The 22,647-nt window shown below is 72.1% G+C and carries 23 protein-coding genes; 7 read left to right on the top strand and 16 right to left on the bottom strand.

Features of this window, described 5'->3' with window-relative positions; genetic code table 11:
• Nucleotides 1-7: 7 nt before the first annotated feature.
• The 4 genes from ACIQVL_RS20880 to ACIQVL_RS20865 form a co-directional block, all read right to left on the bottom strand.
• On the bottom strand, nucleotides 8-2,362 hold the full coding sequence (locus ACIQVL_RS20880) for a GH92 family glycosyl hydrolase (protein ID WP_403476040.1): 2,355 nt from the start codon (nucleotides 2,360-2,362) through the stop codon (nucleotides 8-10).
• A gap of 168 nt (nucleotides 2,363-2,530) precedes the next feature.
• Nucleotides 2,531-3,751: a glucose-1-phosphate adenylyltransferase gene (gene glgC, locus ACIQVL_RS20875; RefSeq protein WP_403440164.1), complete on the bottom strand. Its 1,221-nt coding sequence runs from the start codon at nucleotides 3,749-3,751 to the stop codon at nucleotides 2,531-2,533.
• A gap of 104 nt (nucleotides 3,752-3,855) precedes the next feature.
• A complete protein-coding gene (glgA, locus tag ACIQVL_RS20870; protein ID WP_403440245.1) occupies nucleotides 3,856-5,007 on the bottom strand; it encodes a glycogen synthase in 1,152 nt (383 codons plus the stop codon).
• Nucleotides 5,008-5,045: 38 nt separating this feature from the next.
• Nucleotides 5,046-5,855, bottom strand: a complete 810-nt coding sequence (locus ACIQVL_RS20865) for a (2Fe-2S)-binding protein (RefSeq protein WP_403476216.1) — start codon at nucleotides 5,853-5,855, stop codon at nucleotides 5,046-5,048.
• Between the two features lie 211 nt (nucleotides 5,856-6,066).
• Between ACIQVL_RS20865 and ACIQVL_RS20860 the strand changes: the two genes are divergently transcribed.
• Nucleotides 6,067-7,215, top strand: a complete 1,149-nt coding sequence (locus tag ACIQVL_RS20860; RefSeq protein ID WP_403476039.1) for a DMT family transporter — start codon at nucleotides 6,067-6,069, stop codon at nucleotides 7,213-7,215.
• Here ACIQVL_RS20860 and ACIQVL_RS20855 read toward each other — a convergent pair.
• Nucleotides 7,205-8,404 (bottom strand): transglycosylase family protein, encoded by a 1,200-nt coding sequence (locus ACIQVL_RS20855; protein WP_403476038.1) that lies wholly within the window; start codon nucleotides 8,402-8,404, stop codon nucleotides 7,205-7,207. The two genes, ACIQVL_RS20860 and ACIQVL_RS20855, sit on opposite strands and share 11 nt — an antisense overlap.
• A 364-nt stretch (nucleotides 8,405-8,768) precedes the next feature.
• On the opposite strand from ACIQVL_RS20855, the gene gndA reads away from it, so the two are divergent.
• A complete protein-coding gene (gene gndA, locus ACIQVL_RS20850) occupies nucleotides 8,769-10,208 on the top strand; it encodes an NADP-dependent phosphogluconate dehydrogenase (protein ID WP_403440170.1) in 1,440 nt (479 codons plus the stop codon).
• 677 nt (nucleotides 10,209-10,885) lie between these two features.
• Here the strand turns inward: gndA and ACIQVL_RS20845 are convergent.
• The 5 genes from ACIQVL_RS20845 to ACIQVL_RS20825 form a co-directional block, all read right to left on the bottom strand.
• On the bottom strand, nucleotides 10,886-11,530 hold the full coding sequence (locus ACIQVL_RS20845) for an aspartate/glutamate racemase family protein (RefSeq protein ID WP_403476037.1): 645 nt from the start codon (nucleotides 11,528-11,530) through the stop codon (nucleotides 10,886-10,888).
• Nucleotides 11,531-11,544: 14 nt separating this feature from the next.
• The gene (locus ACIQVL_RS20840; protein ID WP_403440180.1) at nucleotides 11,545-11,889 is read right to left on the bottom strand and encodes a GNAT family N-acetyltransferase; all 345 of its coding nucleotides are present in this window, start codon (nucleotides 11,887-11,889) and stop codon (nucleotides 11,545-11,547) included.
• Between the two features lie 21 nt (nucleotides 11,890-11,910).
• Nucleotides 11,911-12,330, bottom strand: a complete 420-nt coding sequence (gene panD / locus ACIQVL_RS20835) for an aspartate 1-decarboxylase (protein ID WP_403440182.1) — start codon at nucleotides 12,328-12,330, stop codon at nucleotides 11,911-11,913.
• Between the two features lie 215 nt (nucleotides 12,331-12,545).
• Complete coding sequence (locus ACIQVL_RS20830) at nucleotides 12,546-12,878, bottom strand: aldehyde dehydrogenase family protein (protein WP_403476036.1); 333 nt, start codon at nucleotides 12,876-12,878, stop codon at nucleotides 12,546-12,548.
• Nucleotides 12,811-13,368, bottom strand: a complete 558-nt coding sequence (locus ACIQVL_RS20825; RefSeq protein WP_403440185.1) for a TetR family transcriptional regulator — start codon at nucleotides 13,366-13,368, stop codon at nucleotides 12,811-12,813. Before ACIQVL_RS20825 ends, ACIQVL_RS20830 begins: the two co-directional genes overlap by 68 nt.
• Nucleotides 13,369-13,671: 303 nt before the next feature.
• On the opposite strand from ACIQVL_RS20825, the gene ACIQVL_RS20820 reads away from it, so the two are divergent.
• The gene (locus ACIQVL_RS20820) at nucleotides 13,672-15,042 is read left to right on the top strand and encodes a carboxypeptidase regulatory-like domain-containing protein (protein WP_403476035.1); all 1,371 of its coding nucleotides are present in this window, start codon (nucleotides 13,672-13,674) and stop codon (nucleotides 15,040-15,042) included.
• Between the two features lie 52 nt (nucleotides 15,043-15,094).
• Complete coding sequence (locus tag ACIQVL_RS20815) at nucleotides 15,095-15,361, top strand: hypothetical protein (protein WP_403476034.1); 267 nt, start codon at nucleotides 15,095-15,097, stop codon at nucleotides 15,359-15,361.
• Between the two features lie 205 nt (nucleotides 15,362-15,566).
• On the opposite strand, the gene ACIQVL_RS20810 is transcribed toward ACIQVL_RS20815, so the two are convergent.
• The 3 genes from ACIQVL_RS20810 to ACIQVL_RS20800 all read right to left on the bottom strand — a co-directional run bounded on the left by ACIQVL_RS20810 (nucleotide 15,567) and on the right by ACIQVL_RS20800 (nucleotide 17,793).
• Nucleotides 15,567-16,271: an AAA family ATPase gene (locus tag ACIQVL_RS20810; RefSeq protein WP_403476033.1), complete on the bottom strand. Its 705-nt coding sequence runs from the start codon at nucleotides 16,269-16,271 to the stop codon at nucleotides 15,567-15,569.
• A 213-nt stretch (nucleotides 16,272-16,484) separates the two neighbouring features.
• Nucleotides 16,485-16,844: an STAS domain-containing protein gene (locus ACIQVL_RS20805; RefSeq protein ID WP_403444690.1), complete on the bottom strand. Its 360-nt coding sequence runs from the start codon at nucleotides 16,842-16,844 to the stop codon at nucleotides 16,485-16,487.
• Between the two features lie 514 nt (nucleotides 16,845-17,358).
• Nucleotides 17,359-17,793 (bottom strand): MarR family transcriptional regulator, encoded by a 435-nt coding sequence (locus ACIQVL_RS20800; RefSeq protein WP_403444742.1) that lies wholly within the window; start codon nucleotides 17,791-17,793, stop codon nucleotides 17,359-17,361.
• A 200-nt stretch (nucleotides 17,794-17,993) separates the two neighbouring features.
• On the opposite strand from ACIQVL_RS20800, the gene ACIQVL_RS20795 reads away from it, so the two are divergent.
• Nucleotides 17,994-19,166 carry a PP2C family protein-serine/threonine phosphatase gene (locus tag ACIQVL_RS20795; RefSeq protein ID WP_403444687.1) on the top strand — a complete coding sequence of 391 codons (1,173 nt, stop codon included), beginning with the start codon at nucleotides 17,994-17,996 and terminating at the stop codon, nucleotides 19,164-19,166.
• A gap of 90 nt (nucleotides 19,167-19,256) precedes the next feature.
• On the opposite strand, the gene ACIQVL_RS20790 is transcribed toward ACIQVL_RS20795, so the two are convergent.
• From ACIQVL_RS20790 to ACIQVL_RS20780, 3 genes are all read right to left on the bottom strand, one after another.
• Nucleotides 19,257-19,757: a MarR family winged helix-turn-helix transcriptional regulator gene (locus ACIQVL_RS20790; protein WP_403444684.1), complete on the bottom strand. Its 501-nt coding sequence runs from the start codon at nucleotides 19,755-19,757 to the stop codon at nucleotides 19,257-19,259.
• 159 nt (nucleotides 19,758-19,916) lie between these two features.
• Nucleotides 19,917-20,144: a DUF5133 domain-containing protein gene (locus tag ACIQVL_RS20785; RefSeq protein ID WP_403444681.1), complete on the bottom strand. Its 228-nt coding sequence runs from the start codon at nucleotides 20,142-20,144 to the stop codon at nucleotides 19,917-19,919.
• A 114-nt stretch (nucleotides 20,145-20,258) separates the two neighbouring features.
• Nucleotides 20,259-20,813, bottom strand: coding sequence for an ATP-binding protein (locus ACIQVL_RS20780; protein WP_403444679.1), 555 nt, complete (start codon nucleotides 20,811-20,813; stop codon nucleotides 20,259-20,261).
• A 145-nt stretch (nucleotides 20,814-20,958) separates the two neighbouring features.
• Between ACIQVL_RS20780 and ACIQVL_RS20775 the strand changes: the two genes are divergently transcribed.
• Nucleotides 20,959-21,324: an STAS domain-containing protein gene (locus tag ACIQVL_RS20775; protein ID WP_403444677.1), complete on the top strand. Its 366-nt coding sequence runs from the start codon at nucleotides 20,959-20,961 to the stop codon at nucleotides 21,322-21,324.
• 324 nt (nucleotides 21,325-21,648) lie between these two features.
• Nucleotides 21,649-22,647: HAMP domain-containing protein (locus ACIQVL_RS20770; RefSeq protein ID WP_403476032.1), on the top strand; the 999-nt coding region annotated here is incomplete at its 3' end.

The following is a 22,647-nucleotide window of genomic DNA, read 5'->3' as shown; positions in this document are numbered from 1 at the left end:
CCTGAGGTCACTTCAGCGCCGGTGGTCCCGCCTCGGGTGACGTACCCCACTCTGACGGGCGCGGGCCGACCGTGAACGCCAGCGAGCGCAGGGAGCGCAGCGCACCGGTCGTCAGATAGGTGCGGCCGTAGTCGGTGCCGTCGGTGCGGGCCCGCTGGATGTACCGGTGGTCGGCGGAGGTCCCCGGTGCGGTCACCGTGAACCCGCCGCTCGGCCAGAAACGCCGGTCGAGGCGGACGTCGGCCCGGTCGAAGACGGGCGTGGACAGGCCCCAGGTGCCGTAGCCGGGCTGCACCGGGAAGAGGCCGAGGGACGACAGGACGTTCCAGGCGGACATGGTGCCGAGGTCGTCGTTGCCGGTCATCCCGGTCGGGCCGTCGGTGAACAGCGTCAGCGCCGCGTGCACCACGTCGGTGGTCTTCCAGGGCTGGCCGGTGGAGAGGTAGGTGTACGGGGCGATCAGGTCGGGCTCGTTCATCGGGTTGTAGACGGCCGCGTTGTAGTAGGTGTACGCGTTGCCGTGCACCCACACGTCCCGCGCGGTCTTCTCCGGGTCGGCGAGCAGCCTGTCGTAGGCGAAGAAGGAGTCGAGCCGTGCGTTGGTGGCACGCTCGCCGCCGATCAGGGAGATCACGCCGGGCAGGTCCTGCGGGACGAGCCACTGGTACTGCCAGGCGGTGCCCTCGTGGAAGCCGATGCCGCGGGCCGGGTCGGGGTCGCCGGTGAAGGCGCCGGAGGCGTCGCGGGCGCGGAAGAAGCCGGTGGAGGGGTCGAAGACGTTGCGGTAGTTCTGCGCCCGGGTGGCGTAGCGGGCCGCGTCCTCGACGTGGCCGAGGTCCCGGGCCAGCTGCCCGAGCATCGCGTCGGAGAGCGCGTACTCCAGGGTGACGGAGGCCCCGTGGTCGTAGTCGGAGTCGCCCACCTTGGTGTGCGGGCGGCCCTTGAGGTACGGCGCGAAGCCGTCGGCGAGGTACTCGGCGTCGGCCTCCCTGCCGACCCCGGCGTTGGCGGCCGGCGGCACGCCGTCCGCGTTCTTCTTCAGCGCCCGGTAGGCGCGCTCCTCGTACCCCTTGAGCAGGCCCAGCTGGTAGGCGGTGGTCAGGAACGGGGTGACCGGGTCGCCGGTCATGATGTTCGTCTCGACCGGGCCGTAACCCCACTTGGGCAGCCAGCCGCCGTCCTCGTCGATCTTCAGCACCGACAGCGCCATGTCGCGGGCCTCGCGTGGGGCGAGCAGGGCAAGCGCCTGGGCCTGGGTGCGGTAGGTGTCCCAGAGCGACCAGTTCTGGTAGTAGGTGAACCCCTGGGCGCGGTGGATCCGGCGGTCCCAGCCGGTGTAGCGGCCGTCGGCGTCCTCGCCGACGTTGGGCGCGAGGAAGGTGCGGTAGAGGGACGAGTAGAAGGTACGGCGCAGGGCCGGGGAGCCGCCCTGGACGCGGACGTCGGCGAGCCGCCGCTCCCAGGCGTCCCGCGCCGCCCGCCGTACCGCGTCGAACGAACGGCCGCCCTCGGCGCGCAGATTGGCCTCGGCACCGCGCGCGTCGACGTACGACAGGGCGGTGGTCGCCTCGACCGTACGGTCCCGGGTGGTGTCGAAGCGGACGTAGGCGCCGTCGGCTCCGGTGCGGGCGCCGGGGGTGACCGCGGTGCCGTTCCAGGTGCCGTACGCGGTGAAGGGGCGGCTGAAGCGGGTGACCGTGTAGACGGTGTACGGGGCGGTCTCGCGGCAGAAGCCGTGGCCGGTGATGCGGGTGCGGACGGTGTGGTCGTCGAGGATCTCGACGTCGCTGCCGGCCGGTCTGTGCAGCGCCTGGTGGGCGTTGAGCAGGACGTTGGCCTTGCCGGTGGCGGGGAAGGTGTAGCGCTGGACGCCGGTGCGGGCGGTCGCGGTCAGCTCGGCCGTCACGCCCGAGTCGAGGCCGGCGCGGTAGTAGCCGGGGCTCGCCGCCTCGTCGGCGTGGTCGAACCCGGCGGCGTACTTCGCGTAGTCCGTCTGCGTGACGTCACCGGTGGTGGGCAGCACGGGCAGGTCGCCGCCGATGGCGCAGCCGACACCGGAGAGGTGGACCAGGGAGAAACCGCGGATCCGGTGCTGGGAGTAGTCGTAGCCGGTGCTGTGCCCGGTGTCCGGGGAGAACTGCACCATGCCGAACGGCACGGCCGCGCCGGGGAACGTGTTGCCGTCGTCCTGGCTGCCGATGAAGGGGTTCACCAGGTCGGCGAGGCTGCCGTCGGCCGGTGCGGCGGCCTCCGCGGCCGGGGCGGTGAGCAGCGCGGACGCTGTCAGCACGGCGGCGAGGCACAGCCGGGTGCGCCGGAGAGCCGGGGTGGTATGTGACGTACCACTGGCGGTATGTGACATACCACTGCCACTGGCGGTATGTGACATACCACTGGTCCCTCTCATGTCGGATGACCTCCGAAGTTCGACATTGCTGTCTGCATCGTGAGGGGAGAGTGACCCAAAGTCCGGCAAATGAGGGTTATTCACTCGCAGCGCGTCGCGCCCGGGTCGGCGGGCGCGCGCGGGCTACGAGACGATCTGGCCCTTCCCGAGGGCGATGACCCCGCCCTTGGAGACGGTGTACAGCTCGGTGTCCCGGTCCGGGTTGACGCCTATCGTCGCGCCCGGCGGGACCTCGACGTTCTTGTCCAGGACCGCACCGCGCACCACGGCGCCGCGCCCGATGATGACGTTGTCGTGCAGCACCGACCCCTGGACCACCGCGCCCGGGTCGACCCGTACGCCCGGGGACAGCACGGACCGGGTGACCTGGCCCCGGATCAGGCAGCCCGCGCTGATGATGGACTCGCTCGCCATGCCGCCGGCGTTGAAGCGGGCCGGGGAGAGCTGGTACGAGTGGGTGTAGATGGGCCAGCTGCGGTTGAAGAGGTTGAAGGCGGGCCGCTCGGCGATCAGGTCCATGTGGGCGTCGTAGTACGCGTCGAGGGTGCCGACGTCCCGCCAGTAGCCGCGGTCGCCGCTGGTCTCGCCGGGGACGTGGTTGGTGCCGAAGTCGTAGAGCTGGGCCTCGCCGCGGGCGGTGAGCTGGGGCAGGATCGAGCCGCCCATGTCGTGCACCGAGTCCTCGTCCTCGGCGTCCCGGTGCAGCGCCTCCACCAGGGTCTTGGTGGTGAAGATGTAGTTGCCCATGGAGGCGAAGACGCAGTCCGGGGCGTCCGGCAGACCCGGCGGGTCGGCGGGCTTCTCCAGGAAGGTCTCTATCGTCTGCCCGTCCGAGCCCGGCGTGATCACGCCGAACGCCGAGGATTCCACGCGCGGGATGCGGATGCCCGCGACCGTGACCCCGGCGCCGCCCTCGACGTGCTGCTGGAGCATCTGCCGGGGGTCCATGCGGTACACGTGGTCGGCGCCGAACACCGCGACGTAGTCGGGCTGTTCGTCGTGGACCAGGTTGAGGGACTGCAGGATGGCGTCGGCGCTGCCCAGGTACCAGCGCGGGCCGAGCCGCTGCTGCGCCGGGACCGGGGTGACGTAGTTGCCCAGCAGGCTGGACATCCGCCAGGTGGTGGTGATGTGCCGGTCCAGCGAGTGCGACTTGTACTGCGTCAGCACGCAGATGCGCAGCACGTCCGCGTTGACCAGGTTGGACAGCACGAAGTCCACCAGGCGGTAGGTACCGCCGAAGGTGACCGCTGGTTTCGCCCGGTCGGCGGTCAGCGGCATCAGGCGCTTGCCTTCCCCGCCGGCCAGCACGATCCCGAGTACCGAAGGCCCACCACGACGCATGGCCGCTCCCCTCACCCTGGTGCTCCATGCCTGCCCTGGGAGCACACCCGCTAAGCCTGCACCGGGATCACGTCGAACAGGCGGCCTGTTCGTTACGCCTGTCGTTACGCCTGTTTGAGGATCTCCTCGTAGAGCCGGACCGTGCGCCGGGCCACCGCGTCCCAGCCGAACTCCCCCACCGCCCGCTCCCGTCCGGCCTCGCCCATCCGGCGGGCCGTCTCCCGGTCGCCGACGACGGCGTCCAGGGCCCGCGCCAGGCCGTCCTCGAAGTCGTCGTCGAGGTCGACCAGCAGGCCCGTCTTGCCGTCCTCGACGACCTCGGGGATGCCGCCGACCCGGGACGCCACCACGGGCGTGCCGCAGGCCATCGCCTCCAGATTGACGATGCCGAGCGGCTCGTAGACCGAGGGACAGGCGAACACGGCCGCGTGGGTGAGGAGTTGGATGACGTCGGCGCGGGGCAGCATCTGCGGGATCCAGTGCACGCCCTCACGGACCCGGCTCAGCTCCGCGAACAGCTCGCGGAACTCCCGGTCGATCTCGGGCGTGTCGGGCGCCCCCGCGCACAGCACGACCTGCGCCGCCGGGTCGATGTCCCGTACCGCGCGCAGCAGATGGGGCACGCCCTTCTGGCGGGTGATCCGGCCGACGAACAGGACGTAGGGGCGGCCGGGGTCGATGCCGATGCGCGCGAGGACCTCGGTGGAGCGGTCCGGGCGGTACAGGGCGGTGTCGATGCCGTTGTGGACGACGTGGACCTTCGCCGGGTCCAGGGCGGGGTAGCAGTCGAGGATGTCGGTGCGCATCGCCCCGGACACGGCGACCACGCCGTCGGCGGCCTCGATCGCGCTGCGCTCGGCCCAGCTCGACAGGGCGTAGCCGCCGCCGAGTTGCTCGGCCTTCCAGGGCCGCAGCGGCTCCAGCGAGTGGGCGGTCACCACGTGCGGGACGCCGTACAGCATCTTGGCCACGTGGCCGGCCAGGTTGGCGTACCAGGTGTGGGAGTGCACGAGTTCGCGGCCTTCGAGGCCCGCGGCCATCGCCAGGTCGACGGAGAAGGTGCGCAGCGCGTCGTTGGCGGTGTCCAGGGCGGTCCAGGGGCGGTGCCGGACGACGCCGACCCCGCGGCCCTCGCCCCAGCAGTGCACCTCCAGGTCGACCAGGGGCCGCAACTCCCTGGCGAGGAACTCCACGTGAACACCCGCGCCGCCGTAGACGTCCGGGGGGTACTCCCGGGTCAGCAGTCCGACTCGCACCCGCAACCCCTCGCTCTCCACGGCCGGTTGTTCCATGGTCACCCAGATGCGGCGCGCGGGGAAGAGCGCGGTGGTTGTGTGAAACAACAGTCACCGCAGACCCCGCCGCCCGGTACCCGGTAGTAGAGGCAGCAGCTGCGGCGCCGGAAGGCCGGGCCGGCGCGGGTGCCGGTGGCGCTCAGCAGGGGGTGCGCGAAGAGGGCGTCGGCGAGGGTGCGGGTCCGGGCGGCCGCATCCGCACATCTGTTCGCGCGCGCCCAGCGGTCCAGCTCCCGTGCGGCACCGGCCAGCGCGGAACCGGCGTTGCCCCACAGCAGGCCGGCGGCGAGGCCGTAGCGGTCCCGCACGGCCGCCCCCAGCGGCACGAGGTGACCGTCCACGACGACGCGTACGACGGTGCCGGCGAGCGCGGCCGGGCCGGTGCCGCCGGGCAGGGCGCGCAGCCCGGTGAGCCGGAGGTCGTCGGGGGCGGTGGCGCCGGGATCCCACAGGAGCAGGCCGGGGTCGAGGTCGGGGAGGCGGCCGTAGCGGACGGCGCAGCCGAGGGCGACGGACCAGAGCCGGGCGGCCAGCGCCTGGTGGGCGATGGAGGCGGCGACCCGGGGTTCGGCGGCACCCAGACGCCTCGAAACGGTATCGACACGGAAAGTTAGGGCATTTCCGTAAACATCCGATGTGAGTTTTTCATAGGCTTTTGCCAGAGTTGTGGATTGGCCGGTCCGCACCGGGTCGGGGTCTCCTACCGCGGGCCGGACCGTGCGCAGGACGAAGAAGCCGCCGAGCGGGCGAAGCGCGGCGAGATCCGGGTCCAGGTCCTCGAACAGGTCCACGAAGAGCAGTAGTACCAGGCCTCGCGGGATCCCGGGCGCACGCCCTCTCCACCCGGCGGTGCCCACCCTGGGGATGATCAGGATCCCGGCGTACTCCATCGGTAGTAGGACCCATTAGGTGCTCAGGTACGACGACGGGAAGCACACGGACGGGCAGAGTGTTGCTCATGGAAGCCGACCGATCACCGCGCGGGGCCAACCGGTCCCGCCTGACGCAGAGGAGCCGAGTATGAGCGCCCTCGCGTTGTCCGTGTTGCTTTCCTTCGTCTCCGCCGTCGCCTACGCCGGCGGAGCGATCGTGCAGGAGCAGGTAGCGGTCTCCTCCCCCGACGAGCAGTACGCGCCGCTGCGCCGCCCGAGCTGGTGGGGCGCGATGGCGCTCAACGGCCTGGGCGGTCTGCTGCACGTGGTGGCGCTGGCCTACGGCCCGCTGAGCCTGGTCCAGCCGCTGGGCGCGCTCACCATCGTGTTCGCGCTGCCCATGGCGGCCCTCTTCGTCGGCCGCCGGGCCGGGTCGACCGCATGGCGGGGCGCGATCATGGCGACCGTCGGTCTGGCGGGTCTGCTTTCCCTGGTCGGCTCCTCCGACTCGCACACCCTGGACTCCGCCGGGCGGGTCGGCGTCGCGCTGGTCACCGGCGGGGCGGTCGTCGCGCTGATGATCGCGGGCCGGGCCGCGCACCGGCACCCGGCGGTGCGCAGCGTGCTGCTCGCCACCGCGTCCGGCATAGCCTTCGGCATGTCCTCGGTGTTCACCAAGGTCGTGGCGATCGACTGGGACGGCGGGATCGCCACCGCCGACGTGCTCTGGCTGTCCGTGATCGGCGCCTACGCCGTCGCGGGCGTCCTGATCTCCCAGGCCGCCTACCGCGGCGGCGGCCTGGCCGCGCCGCTGGCCACGCTCACCGTGGTCAACCCGGTGCTGGCGGCCGCGGTCGGCATCACGATGTTCGGCGAGACGTTCCGCTACGGCACGACGGGCACCCTGCTGGCGCTGGGCTGCGGTGTGGTGGCGGCGGGCGGTCTGATCCTGCTGACGACCGAGCGCATCGAGCGCACCCCGCACCCGGTCCAGCCGGTCCCGGTGCCGGAGCCCGCCGTGACCGAGGTGTCGCCCGAGCCGCTGGTCGAGGCGCTGGTGGAACTGGCCGAGGCGGGCCTGGCGCAGGTGGCCGCGGAGCGCGGCGGTGCCGCGCAGCCGGAGCCGGCGAAGGCGGCCGGACCGGTGGAGGCCGCCTCACGGGTCGAGATGCCGCAGCAGCGGTCGGGGTCCGCGGCGCCGGACGTGGTCCCGGACGTGGCCGACGTGCTGCTGCCCGCCGCCGACTACGTGCACGGCCCGCTCCTGAACCGGCGCCGTACGCGGATCAGATCCTGACGCCGCCGGCCCGGAGATAGGCGACCGGGTCGATGTCCGTGCCGAAACCGGGCCCCGTCCGCACCTCGAAGTGCAGATGCGGGCCCGTGGCGTTTCCGGTGGAGCCGGAGCGGCCGATCCGCTGGCCCGTGGACACGCTCTGCCCGGCCCGCACGGAGATCGCGGACAGGTGGCCGTACTGCGTGTAGCGGCCGTCGGCGTGCCGGATCACCACCTGGTAGCCGTAGGAGCCGCCCCAGCCCGCCGTGACGACCTGCCCGGCCTCGACCGCCTGCACGGAGGTGCCGGTGGGCGCGAGGAAGTCGACGCCGGTGTGGTAGCCCTTCGACCAGTGCGAGCCGGAGACGTGGTAGCCGGTGCCGACCGGGGCGTCGACCGGGGCGACGAGGGTGTGGCCGGTGTGGGTGGCTGCCTCAGTCTTCTCGGCCTTGGTCTTCGTCTTCGTCTTGGCAGCGGCCTTCGGGTGCGCCCCGGTCTTGGTGACCGCCTTCTTCGCCGCCGGACCGGTCTTCGCGGCCTGGCCCGTCAGGCTCAGCCGCTGTCCCGGCAGGATCAGGTCGGGGTCGGAGCCGACCGTCGTCCGGTTGGCCGCGTACAGCCGGTGCCAGCCCCCGGTCACGTCGTGTTCCTCGGCGATCCCGGAGAGCGTGTCCCCGTGCACCACGGTGTACATCTCGGCCTGCCCGGCCCGGGACTGCGGCGTGGTCTGCGGCTGTACGTCCCGTACGGAACTCTTCGCGGCACTCTTCGCCGCGTGGTGGGTCGCGGGGTGGGTGGCGGCGCTCTCGGTGTGCACGTCCGGGGTGTCGCCGCCGCGGGTGAGCCCGGCCCGCACCGAGCAGACCGGCCAGGCGCCCGGCCCCTGGCCGTCGAGGACCTTCTCCGCCACCGCTATCTGCTGGTCCTTGGTGGCGAGGTCGGCGCGTGGCGCGTACCGCGTCCCGCCGTAGGCCTCCCAGGTGGACTGGGTGAACTGCAGCCCGCCGTAGAAGCCGTTGCCGGTGTCGATGCCCCAGTCGCCGCTGGACTCGCAGGCGGCGACCCGGTCCCAGGTGGAAACGGAGGCCGCGTCGGCGCTTCCGGCGGCGGCGAGCGGGAGCGCGAGGCCGGCACCGCCCGCCGTGACGGTGAGCGAGGCACGGTTGATCCTGTTCGGCTGGTACCGGCGGTGCCGGCCGCGATCGGCCATGTCGGAAGCCCCCCTCGCCACACGCGTCAGGAAGGCCAAAAGTAAGCGTCCCGAACAGGCCATGACAAGACGGCAATCAGCCGCCTCTCGCCGCTGGAGGCCGGCCGTCACCCCCGAACGCATGTGCCGGGGAGAGCCGTTGACGCGCCGTCAGCCGTACCGGCCCGCCGGACGCCGCAAAGACGTTTCACGAGGTTGTTTCACGAGGTTACTGAGCCGTCGGGCCCCTGTGGCCCGTATCTGCAAGTGCGGCCGGTCGAACGGCGGGTCAGGATGGCTTTTGGGCAATACTGGCGGGCATGAGCGGCGGCAGCATCCCTTGCACGTTCTACGGGATCGACTTGATTCTTGAGGAGCAGGCGGTATGAGCACTTCGGCGCAGATCGGCGTCACGGGTCTCGCGGTCATGGGCCGCAACCTCGCCCGGAACTTCGCGCGCAACGGCTACACGGTGGCGTTGCACAACCGCACGGTGTCCAAGACACACGAGCTGGTGGAGAACTTCGGGGACGAGGGCGACTTCATCGCGGCCGAGACCGCCAAGGAGTTCGTGGCGGCGCTGGAGCGGCCGCGCCGGCTGGTCATCATGGTCAAGGCGGGCGGTCCGACGGACGCGGTGATCGAGGAGTTCGCTCCGCTCCTGGAGCCCGGCGACATGATCATCGACGGCGGCAACGCGCACTTCGCGGACACCCGGCGCCGCGAGAAGGCGCTGCGCGAGCAGGGCATCCACTTCGTGGGCATGGGCGTGTCCGGCGGTGAGGAGGGCGCGCTGCACGGGCCGAGCATCATGCCGGGCGGCCCGAAGGAGTCGTACGACTCGCTGGGCCCGATGCTGGAGAAGATCTCCGCGAAGGCGGCCGACGGCGCGCCGTGCGTCACGCACATCGGTCCGGACGGCGCCGGGCACTTCGTGAAGATGGTGCACAACGGCATCGAGTACGCCGACATGCAGCTGATCGGCGAGGCGTACCAGCTGCTGCGGGATGTCGCCGGGTACTCCCCCGCGCAGATCGCGGACATCTTCCGCACCTGGAACACGGGCCGGCTGGACTCGTACCTGATCGAGATCACGGCGGAGGTGCTGGCGCACGTGGACGCCGCGACCGGCAAGCCGTTCGTGGACGTGGTGGTGGACCAGGCGGAGCAGAAGGGCACCGGCCGCTGGACGGTCCAGATCGCGCTGGACCTGGGTGTGCCGGTGTCCGGGATCGCCGAGGCGGTCTTCGCGCGCTCGCTGTCCGGTCACGCCGATCTGCGGGCCGCGTCCCGGGACCTGGCCGGTCCGAAGCCGACGGCGCTGTCCGAGGCGGAGGCGGCGGCGTTCGCGGACCGGGTGGAGCAGGCGCTGTACGCGTCGAAGATCGTGTCCTACACGCAGGGCTTCCACGAGATCCAGGCGGGCAGCGACGAGTACGACTGGGACATCGACCTCGGCGCGGTGTCCTCGATCTGGCGGGGCGGCTGCATCATCCGGGCGGCGTTCCTGGACCGGATCCGGGCGGCGTACGACGCGCGGGCGGATCTGCCGAGCCTGCTGTCGGACGAGACGTTCGCGCGGGAGATCGCGCAGGCACAGGACGACTGGCGTGAGGTGATCATCGCGGCCACGCGGGAAGGGGTCGCCGTGCCCGGCTTCTCGGCCGCGCTGGCGTACTACGACGCGCTGCGGGCTGAGCGGTTGCCTGCGGCTCTCACGCAGGGGCAGCGGGACTTCTTCGGGGCCCACACGTACCGGCGGGTGGACCGCGAGGGGTCGTTCCACACGCTGTGGGGCGGGGACCGGTCGGAGGTCACGGCGTAGCGACCGCCGTCGGGGATGCGGGTGCGGCCGGTACGCACCCGCGTCCCGCGGAGCCCCGCATCCCGCGGAGCCCCGCATCCCCGCAGATCCGGTGCGATGCGGCTCTTTCCCCACACACACGTTCCGTACGTTCATATTCTCGCTGCCCGCCTGGGCGCCCTGCCGGGCCGTGGCTTCGGGGGATCGATGGCGCCGCGTCCCGTCTTCGACTGCTGCACGTCCTGTGCGAGGAGCTGGTCCCCGAGGCGACCACGGCGGACGTGGCCGGGCTGCTCGATTCCGAGCGGCTCGGTTCCAGGCTGTTCGCCCTCGGCAGCGAGCCGACGGGCACGGTGCTGCTGCACGCGCCGCACGAGGTGCGGGGCGCAATCGGCCGCACTCTTGCCCCTCACGTGAGCGGCGGCCCCGGCTCGGGGCTGGGTACGGGTTCGGGGCCCGGGGGGATCGGGGACGGCGCGGGGTCCGGCGGGGTGGGCGTGGGGGACGGTCCCGGGCCCGGGGGTGCGGGGACGGGGGCCGGTTCGGGGGCCGGGGACGGTTCCGGGGTGGGGACCGGGCTGGGGTAGGGGCCAGGGGGTACGGGGTCGGGGTGCGGGTTCGTCATGGTGTCCTCCGGCCAGTGGCTCGACACAGCCTTCGGGGTCTACTCCCCACCTACCCGGAGGGGGCACGCGCACTCACCCGGTCGGCCGGACCGCCCGCGCTGCCGCCGCCAGGCCCGGGCGTGGGCTGGACAGCATCGGGACCGCCGTGGTCGTGAACTCCGCGGCCGAGGTCATGGAGGCCTGGGCCAGGACGATCACGTCGGCGTCGGTCACGGCGTCCGCCGCGGCTGCCACCAGGCGGGCGCAGCCCTCGATGTCACCGGCCTCGAAGCGGGTCCAGGCGCCCGGTACGACCCGGGCGCGGGCGCGGATCGGGCGGTCCGCGCGTCGCGCCTCGTCGTCGAGCATGGCCAGGGTCGGCGGCAGGGTGCTCTCGACCGTCGCCAGGACGACGATACGGGGTCCGGCCGCCACCGCCGCGGCGGCCATCGGGCGGTCGCCGCGGACGACCGGTACGCCGACCTCGCCGGCGGCCCGCTCCGCCACCTCGCCGATCGTGGAACAGGTGCAGAGCACGGCCCGTACGCCGTCGTCCGCCGCCGCCCGGAGGAGGGCCGCGGTGACGTCTCCGGCCACCGCTTCGGGGCCCTCCCGGCGGGCCCTGGCCAGCAGATCCGGGGCCACGGAGTGGCGTAGCCCCAGGCCCGGGTGGTGGGCGTCGCGCAGGGCGTCGAAGACGGGGACGTGGAGCGGCGAGGTGTGCAGGAGGGCGAGCATCCGGGCCGCGCCGTTCAGAAGCGGCCGGGGTGGGCGACCAGCCACTCCTTGGCCGCGCGGAGCAGCTCGGGGTCCGGGACCGGCGCCACGTCGGGGTGGCGCTCGGCCCACCTGACGACGTACGGGCAGAGCGGGGCCACCGGGGTCTCCTCGCGCTCGGAGATCGCGTACAGCTCGCGGGCGAGGGAGCCCGCGATGCCCTTCCCCTCGTGCTCCGGCTCCACGATGGTGTGCACGGGCACGAGGGCCCGGGAGGGCGACTCCAGGACGAAGTACTCGATGTGACCGACGACTTCGTCGCCGGCGACCGCCTCAAGACGGCCGGCCGGCCGGTCGTCGCGGATCTCGATGTCGCTCATGTCGCCCTCCTGGTCCTCCGGTCAGGCCGACATGGCCTGCGGGCTGCGCTCCTGGTCCGAGCCCGGTACCGGCTCGGACGGGTCGGCGCCGAGGGCCACGACCCGGTTGTCGTGGTCGACGTGCACGACCCGCGGCCGAAGCGTACGCGCCTCGGCGTCGGTGACCTGAGCGTAGCTGATGATGATCACCAGGTCGCCGGGGTGCACGAGATGAGCCGCCGCCCCGTTGATCCCGACGACACCGGAGCCCCGCTCGCCCTCGATGACGTACGTCTCCAGCCGGGCGCCGTTGGTGATGTCGACGATGTGGACCAGCTCGCCGGGCAGCAGGTCGGCGGCGTCGAGGAGGTCGGCGTCGATGGTCACGGATCCCACGTAGTGCAGGTCGGCCTGGGTGACGGTGGCGCGGTGGATCTTGGACTTGAACAGAGTACGAAGCATTCAGAACTCCCGGAATTCGCTCCCTGCCCGCTTTGTGCAGGTCAAGGGCTGTTCGGTCAGCTTATAACGGACCGTTCTCCGCCTGACGGCCGTCGCCGGGGGTGGACGTGCGCCGACCGCTCGCCGCGTTGTCCGACAGGTCGCCGGTCAGGATCTCGCAGACTTCCCGCGGTCAGGGTATGGACCGGAGCCGGCAAGCCGCATCGAGATCCTGGTCACGTCGCGGTGGCACAGGACCCGGGTCTCGCGTACGGGCGACAGTTCGCCAACTCGACGGATTCGTCGGCGCTGTCGAACCGTTGCGCAGTCAGGACGAGGGCGGAGATCTCCTCCTGCACGAGCTCGCCGGGCCTGCGCAGGCCCGAGATCACCGCCGAGGCGAAGAGACAGCCGCGCTCGCCGCTCCGGTGGCCGCCGGCGTGCAGGGTGGCACGGGCGAGGAGCCCCGCGGTCAGCGCCGGGTCGGGGGGCGGCGCAGGCTCAGCCGGCCGCGGCGACCGCGTCCCTGATGAGCCGGTGGGCGGCCGCGTCGGTGCGCGCGACGTCATGGGTCACCAGGCGGTCCTGGCACAGACCTCGCAGGCCGGAGACGAGCAGCGTGGCCCCGGCCCGCGCCTGCGGTGCCGAGTGCCCCAGCCGGACGTAGGCCGCGGCGATCGGGCCGATCATGACCTCGACCGACTCGGCCGCGACGCTGCCGTACTGCTCGGGATCGGTGGCGGCCAGGCTGAGCAGTTGCAGCAGCATGCGGATCGGCCCGGACTGCTCCCCGACGGTCATCGCTTCCCACAGGGCATGGGCCGCGCTGCACAGTCCCTCGGTGTCGCCGACGTCGTCGAACATCGCGTGGGCGTCGGGCCGGTTGGCGGCCAGCACCTGGGCCAGCAGGTTCTCGCGGCTGCCGAAGTAGTACAGAAGCATGCGCTTGGTGGTGCCGATCGACTCCGCGAGCGGACCCAATGACATCTGCGCGACGCCGTGCTGCTGGAGGTGGTGCACCACCTGCTTCTGCAGTTCGGCGCGCTTTTCGGCATTCACGGGGCGGGGCACACCTTTGACTGTACCGATCGGTACGCGTATGGTCCAGCAGACGTAGATGTGCCGATCGGTACATTAATCGAGTGGCGCCATGGCGACGGCCGGGCGCGGCACAGCCGAGAGGGACGCCGTGAAACTGGTTGGACCGCGAGAAGTGCAGGCCCCCCGGCGCCGAAGAGGCGGCCCTCGGATCACCGGGCACCCGGTCGGCCACCTGGTCCGCGAGCTCGGTGACACGGCTCGCCGTGGCGCCCGGGGTGCGGTTCTGTGAAACACCGGATCGAACGTCCCCGCGGCGTCTCCTTGGCCAAAGTCCTGGCCGAGACCCTGACGGTCCCGGCCCTGCTCTTCCTCGGCCTGCTGTTCTGCTTCCCCATGGCATTTCACCAGCCGCAGCCCGACCACGCGAAGCTCGTGGTCGCCGGTGCCCCACTGGAACGCAAGGTCGACACCGCTCTGCAGACGCAGCATCCCGGGGGGTTCGACGTCACCGCCGTGGCAGACGCCCGGCAGGCCCGGAAGGCGGTGCTGGACCGGGACGCCGTGGCAGGCTTCGCCACCCAGGGCAAGCGTTCCGTGCTGTACGTGGCGGGGGCCAACGGGGTGAGCCTCGATCAGGCGCTGACCAAGGGCTTCACCCGGCTCGCGGCGCACGAGCACCAGAAGCTGACGGTCATGGACGTGGCTCCCCCCGTGCACAAGGACGGGCTCGGCACGACCCTGGTGTACTTCGCGATCGCCTGGAACATGCCCGGCTACATCCTCGCGACGGCCCTGCTGCGGGCGGTGGCCCTGAACCGGCGCAGAAAACTGCTGACGGTCGCGGGCTTCGCCGCGGTCGTCAGCGCTGTGGGCTTCTTCGTCGGTGTGGGGCTGGGCTACTTGCCCGACTCCCCCGCCGCCCTGGCGATCGCCTTCTTGCTCACCACGGCGGTGGGCACGTTCTCCCTCGGCATGGCGCCTTTCGTCAAGCACTTCTTCCCGCTCGCGGGGCTGGGCCTGTACATCGTGCTGAGCGTTCCCTCCAGCGGCCTGGTCCCCGTCCAGCTGCTGCCGAGGTTCTTCCAGGTCCTGCACGCCGTCATGCCTCTGGGCAACGCGGTCGACGGCCTGCGAGGGGGCCTGTACTTCGACGGCGCGGGCGAGCTCAAGCCGGTCCTCGTGCTGTGTGCATGGATCGCGGCAGGCATAACCCTGCTGGGCCTCGACGCGTGGCGGCACCACCGCGTGGCCGCACGACGCGTGGCCGAGGGCGAGCAGGAGGACGTTCCGGAACCGCCGGTGGAGGACCCCTCCGTGGAGGCGCCCGTGCCCACCGCGCTTCCGGTCCACCCCCATCACTTCGGCGAGCTGTTGCCGATGCTGGAGGGCATCGTCCGCGACGGCGAACAGCAGCCCGTCCGCCAGGCCGCCGTCACCGTCATGGACACCAGCGGCCGGCAACTGGTGCGGACCACCACGAACCCGCGGGGCGAGTACGCGGTGACCGGGCTGTCCGAGGAATACGTCAGCGTCGTGGTCTCACACCCCGGCCGCGACCCACTGGTCCACCGGAAACTGATGCAGTCCGGTGTGGCGGTCCGGGCCGACTTCACCCTGCACGACCGGGGCAACCGGACGACTCGCGCGGCGGCCCACCCCCTCGATCTCGAACCCGCGAGACGCGGATCCTGAAGCGCTGACCGAGGTGGACGGCCCGAGGGCCGCCGCGCAGGTTCCGGGGTGCGTGGTGGAGCGCACGCTGGTCAGGTCGGCCGAGGACGCGGAGGGCCGGCCGTTCGATGTACGGGTCCAGCGGAGCCTCGTCGCGGCGGGCACCGTACTCGGGCGGGTCGGTGCTGCGCAGCTCGCCACGGGGCGCGGCGGTGGCGCGGTGCGGCGCCGGCACGTGGAACAACGTGTGGACGCGGTGATCTACCGGCGCATCGACGAGTTGTTTCAGGGACGGTCACCGACGGGGACTGCTGTCGGCGCCGCCCGAGCTGCGCGGTGAGATCCCTCGGGATCACGCCGGGACCTACCGGGCTCGCTTCCGTACCACGCCCACCACAGGCGACGGCCGGCGCGCCGGGCCGTGCACCCGGTCAGCACGGTGCAGGCCGGATTCCCCCTGCGGACCCGCGACGTCCAGGCCGAGCTGCTGCCCTGCTGCACGCAGGCGTCTGCCGAGCTTCCAGAGTGCCGTCGGACCGGCTGGTTCATACCTCCTCGGCGAACATGCGGTCCAGGAAGCGGTCAGGGTGATTGACGAACGCGCGGGTCAGAGCGACAGGCTCGGCCTGGTCGTATGCCACCTGCTCGATGGTGCCGTCGGATTCGATCTGCAGGATCCGTGCGCCCGGCATGGCCAGCAGGATCGGCGAATGGGTAGCCATCACGAACTGGCACCCTTGCCGGAGGAGTTCCCGGATCCGGACGATCAGCGCCAGGCATCCGTGCACCGACAGAGCCGCCTCCGGTTCGTCCAGCACGTAGAGACCGTTCGGGCCGAAACGGTGGTGGACCAGGTCCAGGAACGACTGGCCGTGGGAGCGTTCGTGCAGGGACCGGCCGCCGTAGGAGCGCAGCAGTTCCCCCGAGTCCTCGTCCAGCCGCTCGATCTCGGTGGCCACGTTGTAAAAACTTTCGGCGCGCAGGAAGAAACCCGTGCGAGGCCTGTGGTTCCAGCAAACCGTCAGGTGATCACCCAGATCGGACTCGGTGGACCGGCTGGCGAACCGGAAGGACCTGGAACCTCCCTCGGCGTTGAACCCGACGGCCGCGGCCAGCGCCTCGATCAAGGTGGACTTGCCCGAGCCGTTGTCGCCGACCAGGAAGGTCACCGCGGGGTCCAGATCAAGCCTGTCCATGCCGGCGAGATGGGTGACGACAGGCAGGCTGAAGGGGTAGCGGTCGACGCCCACAGGTGAATCGAGCGCTATATGGCGGACAAATCCCCGGCCGTGGCGGGTCATCGGCTGCCCGTTCCGGTCCGGTCCGATGTCACGGGGTCTGTCGGAATCATGCTCCGACCATAGATCCAGGCACTGACATGCCCGCCGACCACCGGTCCCCGTCCCAGCCGGAGGCTGCCCCGGTTCGCGCGTGCGGTCAGACGCCGCCGCAAACGCCGCCGGTCAGGCGCCGCCGGTCCCGGCGGGGCCGGGACGGACGTCCGTGACGGTGAACAGGTCCGTGGTGCCGCTGATCTCCAGGAGCCGGCTGACGGCGGGCCGCAGGGGGCCGACCAGTACGAGGGTCCTGCCGTCGGCCCGGTGGCGGTGGCGGGCCCGGATGAGCGCGTTGAGCAGCATGCTGTCGGCGAAGGTGACCTCGGCCAGGTCCACCGCCGTGACGGGCATCGCCGCCCGGTCGGCCGCCTCCCAGGCCCGCTCGAAGTCACCGGCGTCGTCGTAGTCGACCTCGCCCCGCACGGTGAGCACGAAGACCTGCGCACGGCGGTCGATGTGCACGCTCAGGTCGGGAGCCGGGTGCATGGCGCCATCCTCACGTCGTCGGCCCCCGGGGGACCGGTGGGGCCGGACCGGACGGCCGGGTCGCTTCCCGTGGGAGTCGCCACAGCCTGGGCGACGATCGTCATGCGGTCCCTCTCTGCGGGTACACGGATGACTGTCGGGTTCACCGGCGGGCGAACCCGACCACGCGACGGCGACGCGTCGAGGGCCGGCGCGGCCGCCGCGGAGACGCGGCTGCCGCGAGCGCCCTGCGACCGGGTCGCGTACCGGGACGCGCTTCCGATCACTCGCGCGTCCCCGGCGTCCGGGGCGTACCGCACGGTCGCCGCGGACCGCACCGGCAAGAGACCGACGAAGGGAGTGAGGAGGATCCGAAGAACAGTTGCCGTTTGACAACAATAGCCATGAGGCAACAGAGTAGCCGCGTCGGACGTACACGGGGAAGGACCTGGAATGATCCGGTGGACGGAGACCGCTCCGGGCACCGCTCGCCACCGTCGTGAAGCGGTGGTGGCACCGGTGCCGTGAAGGTTCTTCAGGCGGTCCGGCTGCCGGAGTCCGGAGCCTCGTCGTGTATCTGCGTGGCCGCGGTGGCGCAGAACGCCTCCAGGCCCTCCAGCAGCGCAACACGCTTGGCCGCGGGCATGTCGGCCAGCACCTTCTGCAACTCGCCCTCCCGGCGGGCGCGCAGATCGGCGAGGAAGACGCGTCCCCGGGCGCTGAGATGGAGCCGTACCTCGCGCCGGTCCTCCGGGCTCACCACGCGCTCGACGAACCCCGCGGCCTGCAGCCGGTCACAGAGCCGGCTCGTCGACGGCGGGGTGGAGGCGAGGAACTCGGCGAGGGTGCGCAGGTTGATGCCGTCGTGGTGTTCGAGGATGTGCAGCACGCGCAGCTGGGAGGCGGAGGTGGGCGCGGTCGATGCCCGCCCCCAGACGACCTCCAGCAGCTCGACGGCCCGCGTGGTCAGGCGTGCGACCTCTTCGGGCTCGGGGCGGCGGCGGAAGGCAGTCACGGTCACACTCTCGCAGGCACTGGGGCGCCTCTCAGCGTACTAGCCGCCGCCACCGGCCACGGACACCTCGGGACGACAGACGCGGCTCCGCACGGAGCCCGGCGCCGCCGCCGGGCCCGCACGTTGTCAGGAGAAAGATTGGTGCACCCCCCATCGTGAACAGATTCGAAACCGCTGAACGCGCCCTGCGCACAGCGGCTCCCCACGAACTGCTGGACGCCGTCCGCCTCGTGCTCACCGAGCGATACGACGCGGCGGACGCCGAGCTGTTCATGGCCGACTACGGCCTGACGGTGCTTCAGCCGGTGTCGGTGGCGCCGCACAACCTGGAGCCGGTCCCGGTGCACGGCAGCCCGGCCGGCCGGGCCTTCGGCTCCCAGGCGCCGTACTGCGAGGACGGCCGGGGCCGGCCGGCCCGGGTCCATCTGCCGGTGAGCGTGCGCGGCGACCGGCTCGGCGTGCTCTCCGTGACGCTGAACGGCAGCGAGGCGGCCTCCGACTGTGTCTCGGAGCTCGCCGAGATCGCCGACGCGCTGGCGCACGAGGTGGTCGTGGCCGAGCGCGACACGGACCTGTACCTCCAGGCCCGGCGCAAGGACCGGCTCACCCTGGCCGCGGAGATGCAGTGGCACCTGCTGCCCGGCCGCTCCTGCTCCCGGCCGGAGTACGACCTGGCCTGCCAGCTGGAGCCCGCCTACGCCGTCTTCGGCGACAACTTCGACTGGTCCGCCACGTCCGACCGGCTGATGCTGTACGTCACGAACGGCATGGGCGAGGGCATAGAGGCGGCCCTGCTGACCAACCTCGCCGTCAGCGCCCTGCGCAACGCGCGGCGCGCCGGAATCTCCATCGAGGACCAGGCGGCCCTGGCCGACCAGGCCGTCTACGCCCACTACCGGGGCCGCCGGTACCTGTCCGTCCTGATGCTGGACCTCGACCTGGCGACGGGCCGGGCGAGCGTGGTGGACGCCGGCTCCCCCCAGCTGCTGCGGCTGCGCGGCGGCGCTGTCGAGCGGGTGCCCTTCGAGGCCCAGCTGCCGCTGGGCATGTTCGAGGAGACGGACTACGTGGCGCAGGACTTCGCCGTCGAGCCCGGGGACCGGCTCATCTTCGTCAGCGACGGCGTGCACGCGGTGCCCTCGCCGAAGGGCGAGACGTACGGCGAGCGGGCGCTCGCGCGGGCCATCCAGTCCACCCGGCTGCTGCCCGCCGCCGAGGTGCCGCGCGCCGTTCTGCGCGAGCTGTCGGGTCATCGCGGCGATGCCGTCGCGGCGGACGACGACGCGCTGGTCGTGTGCCTGGACTGGCGGGGGCGGATGCAGTCGTGACGCCGTGACGTGGGACGGCGTGCGCGTTCCCGGGCGCCCGGCTGCCGAGCGCCGGGCCCGGGAACGGCCTCGGGCACGTCCCCGAGTGCGTCAGCCGGTTCCGTCCCCGTCTCCCGGCCCGCCGTCCAGGGCGGTCAGAAACCCCCGGAGCCCTCGCCCCAGGGCCTCGGCATCGGCCGGCTCCATGGCGCCGAGGGCGGCGGCCAGCCTCCTCGACCTGCGGTGCGCCACCTCGTCGAGCGCCTGCCGGCCCTGCCTCGTCACGTGCAGCCGCACCACGCGCCGGTTACGCGGATGCAGTTCCCGCTCCAGCAGACCGGCCGCCTCCAGCCGGTCGCACAGCCGGCTGGCGGCGGGCAGCCCGATGTCCATCCGCGCGGCCACGGCGGTGAGGTTGAGCCCGGGTTCCCCCGCCATGATCCGCAGGGCGCGCAGCTGGTGCGGCGACAGCCGCACGCTCGCGCCCTGCGCGGCGACCGACCACAGGGTCGTGAGGCCCTCGACGGCGTCGGCCATCGACACGGCCAGTGCCGTGAGGTCGTCCGGTGGCCTGCCCGATCGGCCGTCCCCGGCACCACTGAGACCAGTCACGAGGCTTCGCTTTCCGACATCGCCTGTCCATACGGGTACCACCTTGCTCTCCCGCGGTACCCGGCCGGTGGCCGGACACGCCCGCCGCCCCGGCGCCCCCTCGGCCTCCACAGCATCTGCACGAGTCGCCGCCCGGACCGGGTTCCCGGGCCGCCGCGGTCAGGCGGAGAGCAGGGAGTCGTCCTCGACGCGGGCACCGGGCAGGCGGTACCGGGCCACGACGAGGGCGGCGTCGATGTCACTGGTGCCGGTCGCCACGCACAGCGTGTAGGCGATGTCGGCCATCCGGCGGCGGACGGTCTCGTCGCCCTCGTCCGCGTGAAGGATGCGCAGCGTCTCGTACCGCTCCATCAAGTCCGTCAGTACGGCGGGGTGTGCCATGAGCATCGCGGGCCTCCTGCCTGCCAACCGTTCGCGTGGATCATGCAGCGGCCCGTCTGCCCCGGCCGCCGCGTTTCATTCCCCGCGGGTGACGACCGCCGTCAGGTCGCCGCGCGTCCCTCACCGCTCCGCCTCCGGCGGCTCGTGCCGGCCTGCCGTCCGGCCGCCGTCACCAGCCGGCCGCCCGAGACCCAGCAGCGGGTCGTCGAAGAGCGCGAGCCTGGCGGTGACGCACTTGCCGACGGGCTCACGACGTGTCCCGAAGCCCTGCACCACCGCGAGCACGATCTCCAGTCCGTGCTGGCCCACCCGTCCGGCGTCGGCGGCCCGTGCCAGCGGCAGCGTCGGTTCGGTGTCCCAGACCTCGATCTCCACCATGCCCTCGACGACACGCAGGTGCAGGAGCACCGGTCCCGGCGCGTACTTCAGCGCGTTGGTGACCAGTTCGCTGACCACCAGCTGTGCCGCGTCCATCGTGCGGGAGGTGACCGGCAGTCCGTGCTCGGACTGAGCCCTGGTCAGGAACTCCGACGTCCGGCGCCGCGCGTCGGCGATACAGCCGTCCGCCCCGTCCAGGGCGATGGTGACCTCGGCAGGTGCGGCATCCGGCATCCGGGAACACTCCTCGGGCGGGACAGGCTCCTCCCTGCCACTGACATGCGATACCCCGTTCATGGGCGCGCGTCTACCCGGCCCCGCCGGCGGTATTCCCGTGCTCCGGGAAGTTGTCCGGGACTTCCGGTGCATCACCGCCGGGATCCTGGGCAACGTTGGCTGCAGGAAGGGGGCTCGACCCGTACCGAGGGCGCGGAGGACGGACGTGGCAGACCACCAGGAAGCAGTGGGACGCGGCGAGTTGGCCGTGGTCCGCGCGGATGTCGACGGCATCGCCGTGCTCGGCGTCCGCGGCGAGATCGACCACCGGAGTGTGGGCGCGCTGACGCGGGCGCTGCCCCCGGCCGACCCCACCACCGGCCCCCGGGTCGTCGTCGATCTCAGCGAGGTCACCTTCATGGATTCCAGCGGCGTCAACGCACTCGTCGCCGCCCACCACGCCACCCGGGCCGTGCGGGGCTGGCTGCGCCTGGCGGGCGCCCACGGCCCGGTACTGCGCACCGTGCAGCTGGTGGGCCTCGACGCCGTCACCCCTTGTCACCCGACCGTCGCGGCGGCCCTCGCGGCCTGACGGCCGGGACTTCGCGGGCGGCGGCCACCGGGATCCCGCGAGCGGCGGGCGCGGCGGGGACGGGGTCGGGGTCGGCCGACGGTGAAATCCGGCCGGGTTCCCCGGTGCGGCCTTGCCATGCCACTTGTCTCCGCTGTTTTTTGGTGGGCCACGGACTTCACGCCGGCCTTTTGTTGCTGCACGACAACTGAGTTAGTCTGCGATCGATTTCCCGTCGGCCGGAGCCGTCGAACGCGGCGTCGCCACTGGTGGTGGGGGTGCGCGGCGCCGGCCTGGTTCCGGGTCCCCGGGGTGGGGATCCTGCGAAGCGGAACGAGGGTGGGCATGGCCGGCACGACGATGGACGCCCAGGTGCAGGGCCCCGGCGAGCAGGAGCTGCGGCAGCTGCTCGCCGGGCTGACAGCGGTACGCGACGGCGACTTCGGCACCCGCCTGCCGTCCGACGGCACCGGTCTGCTCGGCGACATCGCCACGGTGTTCAACGGCATGGTGGACCAGCTGTCCCTGTTCACCTCCGAGGTGACGCGGGTCGCCCGCGAGGTCGGCACCGAAGGCACGCTCGGCGGCCAGGCCGAGGTGCCCGGGGTCTCCGGCACCTGGGCGGACCTGACCGAGTCGGTGAACGCCATGGCGGGCAACCTCACCACCCAGGTCCGCGACATCGCGCAGGTGGCGACGGCGGTGGCCAAGGGCGACCTGTCCCAGAAGATCGACGTGCCCGCGCGCGGCGAGATCCTGCAGCTGAAGGAGACCGTCAACACGATGGTCGACCAGCTGTCCTCGTTCGCCGCCGAGGTCACCCGCGTCGCCCGCGAGGTCGGCAGCGAGGGGCGGCTCGGCGGTCAGGCGCAGGTGCCCGGGGTCGGCGGGGTCTGGCGCGACCTCACCGATTCGGTCAATTTCATGGCCGGGAACCTCACCTCCCAGGTCCGCAACGTCGCCCAGGTGACGACCGCGGTCGCGCAGGGCGACCTCTCCCAGAAGATCACCGTCGACGCCCGCGGCGAGATCCTCGAACTCAAGAACACCATCAACACCATGGTCGACCAGCTCTCCGCCTTCGCCGACGAGGTCACCCGCGTCGCGCGGGAGGTGGGCACCGAGGGGCGCCTGGGCGGGCAGGCCGACGTGAAGGGCGTCAAGGGCACCTGGCGCGACCTGACGGACTCGGTGAACTTCATGGCGGGCAACCTCACCGCGCAGGTCCGCAACGTCGCCCAGGTGGCCACCGCGGTCGCGCAGGGCGACCTCTCCCAGAAGATCACCGTCGACGCCCGCGGCGAGATCCTCGAACTCAAGAACACCATCAACACCATGGTCGAC

Source organism: Streptomyces sp. NPDC090499 (assembly GCF_044769305.1).
In the GTDB taxonomy this organism is placed as follows: domain Bacteria; phylum Actinomycetota; class Actinomycetes; order Streptomycetales; family Streptomycetaceae; genus Streptomyces.
The sequence above is the reverse complement of the archived record's forward strand: the minus strand, read 5'-3'. Positions and strand labels throughout refer to the sequence as shown.

Bases quoted from the DNA above. Each gene is read 5' to 3' on its own strand.
- ACIQVL_RS20785 (WP_403444681.1), bottom strand. From the start codon at position 20,144: ATGCTCATGGCACACCCCGCCGTACTGACGGACTTGATGGAGCGGTAC.
- ACIQVL_RS20830 (WP_403476036.1), bottom strand. From the start codon at position 12,878: ATGACGTCGCGCGCACCGACGCGGCCGCCCACCGGCTCATCAGGGACG.
- ACIQVL_RS20780 (WP_403444679.1), bottom strand. From the start codon at position 20,813: ATGAACGGGGTATCGCATGTCAGTGGCAGGGAGGAGCCTGTCCCGCCC.
- panD (WP_403440182.1), bottom strand. From the start codon at position 12,330: ATGCTTCGTACTCTGTTCAAGTCCAAGATCCACCGCGCCACCGTCACC.
- ACIQVL_RS20845 (WP_403476037.1), bottom strand. From the start codon at position 11,530: ATGCTCGCCCTCCTGCACACCTCGCCGCTCCACGTCCCCGTCTTCGAC.
- ACIQVL_RS20880 (WP_403476040.1), bottom strand. From the start codon at position 2,362: ATGTCACATACCGCCAGTGGTACGTCACATACCACCCCGGCTCTCCGG.
- ACIQVL_RS20860 (WP_403476039.1), top strand. From the start codon at position 6,067: ATGAGCGCCCTCGCGTTGTCCGTGTTGCTTTCCTTCGTCTCCGCCGTC.
- glgC (WP_403440164.1), bottom strand. From the start codon at position 3,751: ATGCGTCGTGGTGGGCCTTCGGTACTCGGGATCGTGCTGGCCGGCGGG.
- ACIQVL_RS20805 (WP_403444690.1), bottom strand. From the start codon at position 16,844: ATGCACCCGGCTCCCGACCTGAGCGTGCACATCGACCGCCGTGCGCAG.
- ACIQVL_RS20840 (WP_403440180.1), bottom strand. From the start codon at position 11,889: ATGAGCGACATCGAGATCCGCGACGACCGGCCGGCCGGCCGTCTTGAG.
- gndA (WP_403440170.1), top strand. From the start codon at position 8,769: ATGAGCACTTCGGCGCAGATCGGCGTCACGGGTCTCGCGGTCATGGGC.
- ACIQVL_RS20855 (WP_403476038.1), bottom strand. From the start codon at position 8,404: ATGGCCGATCGCGGCCGGCACCGCCGGTACCAGCCGAACAGGATCAAC.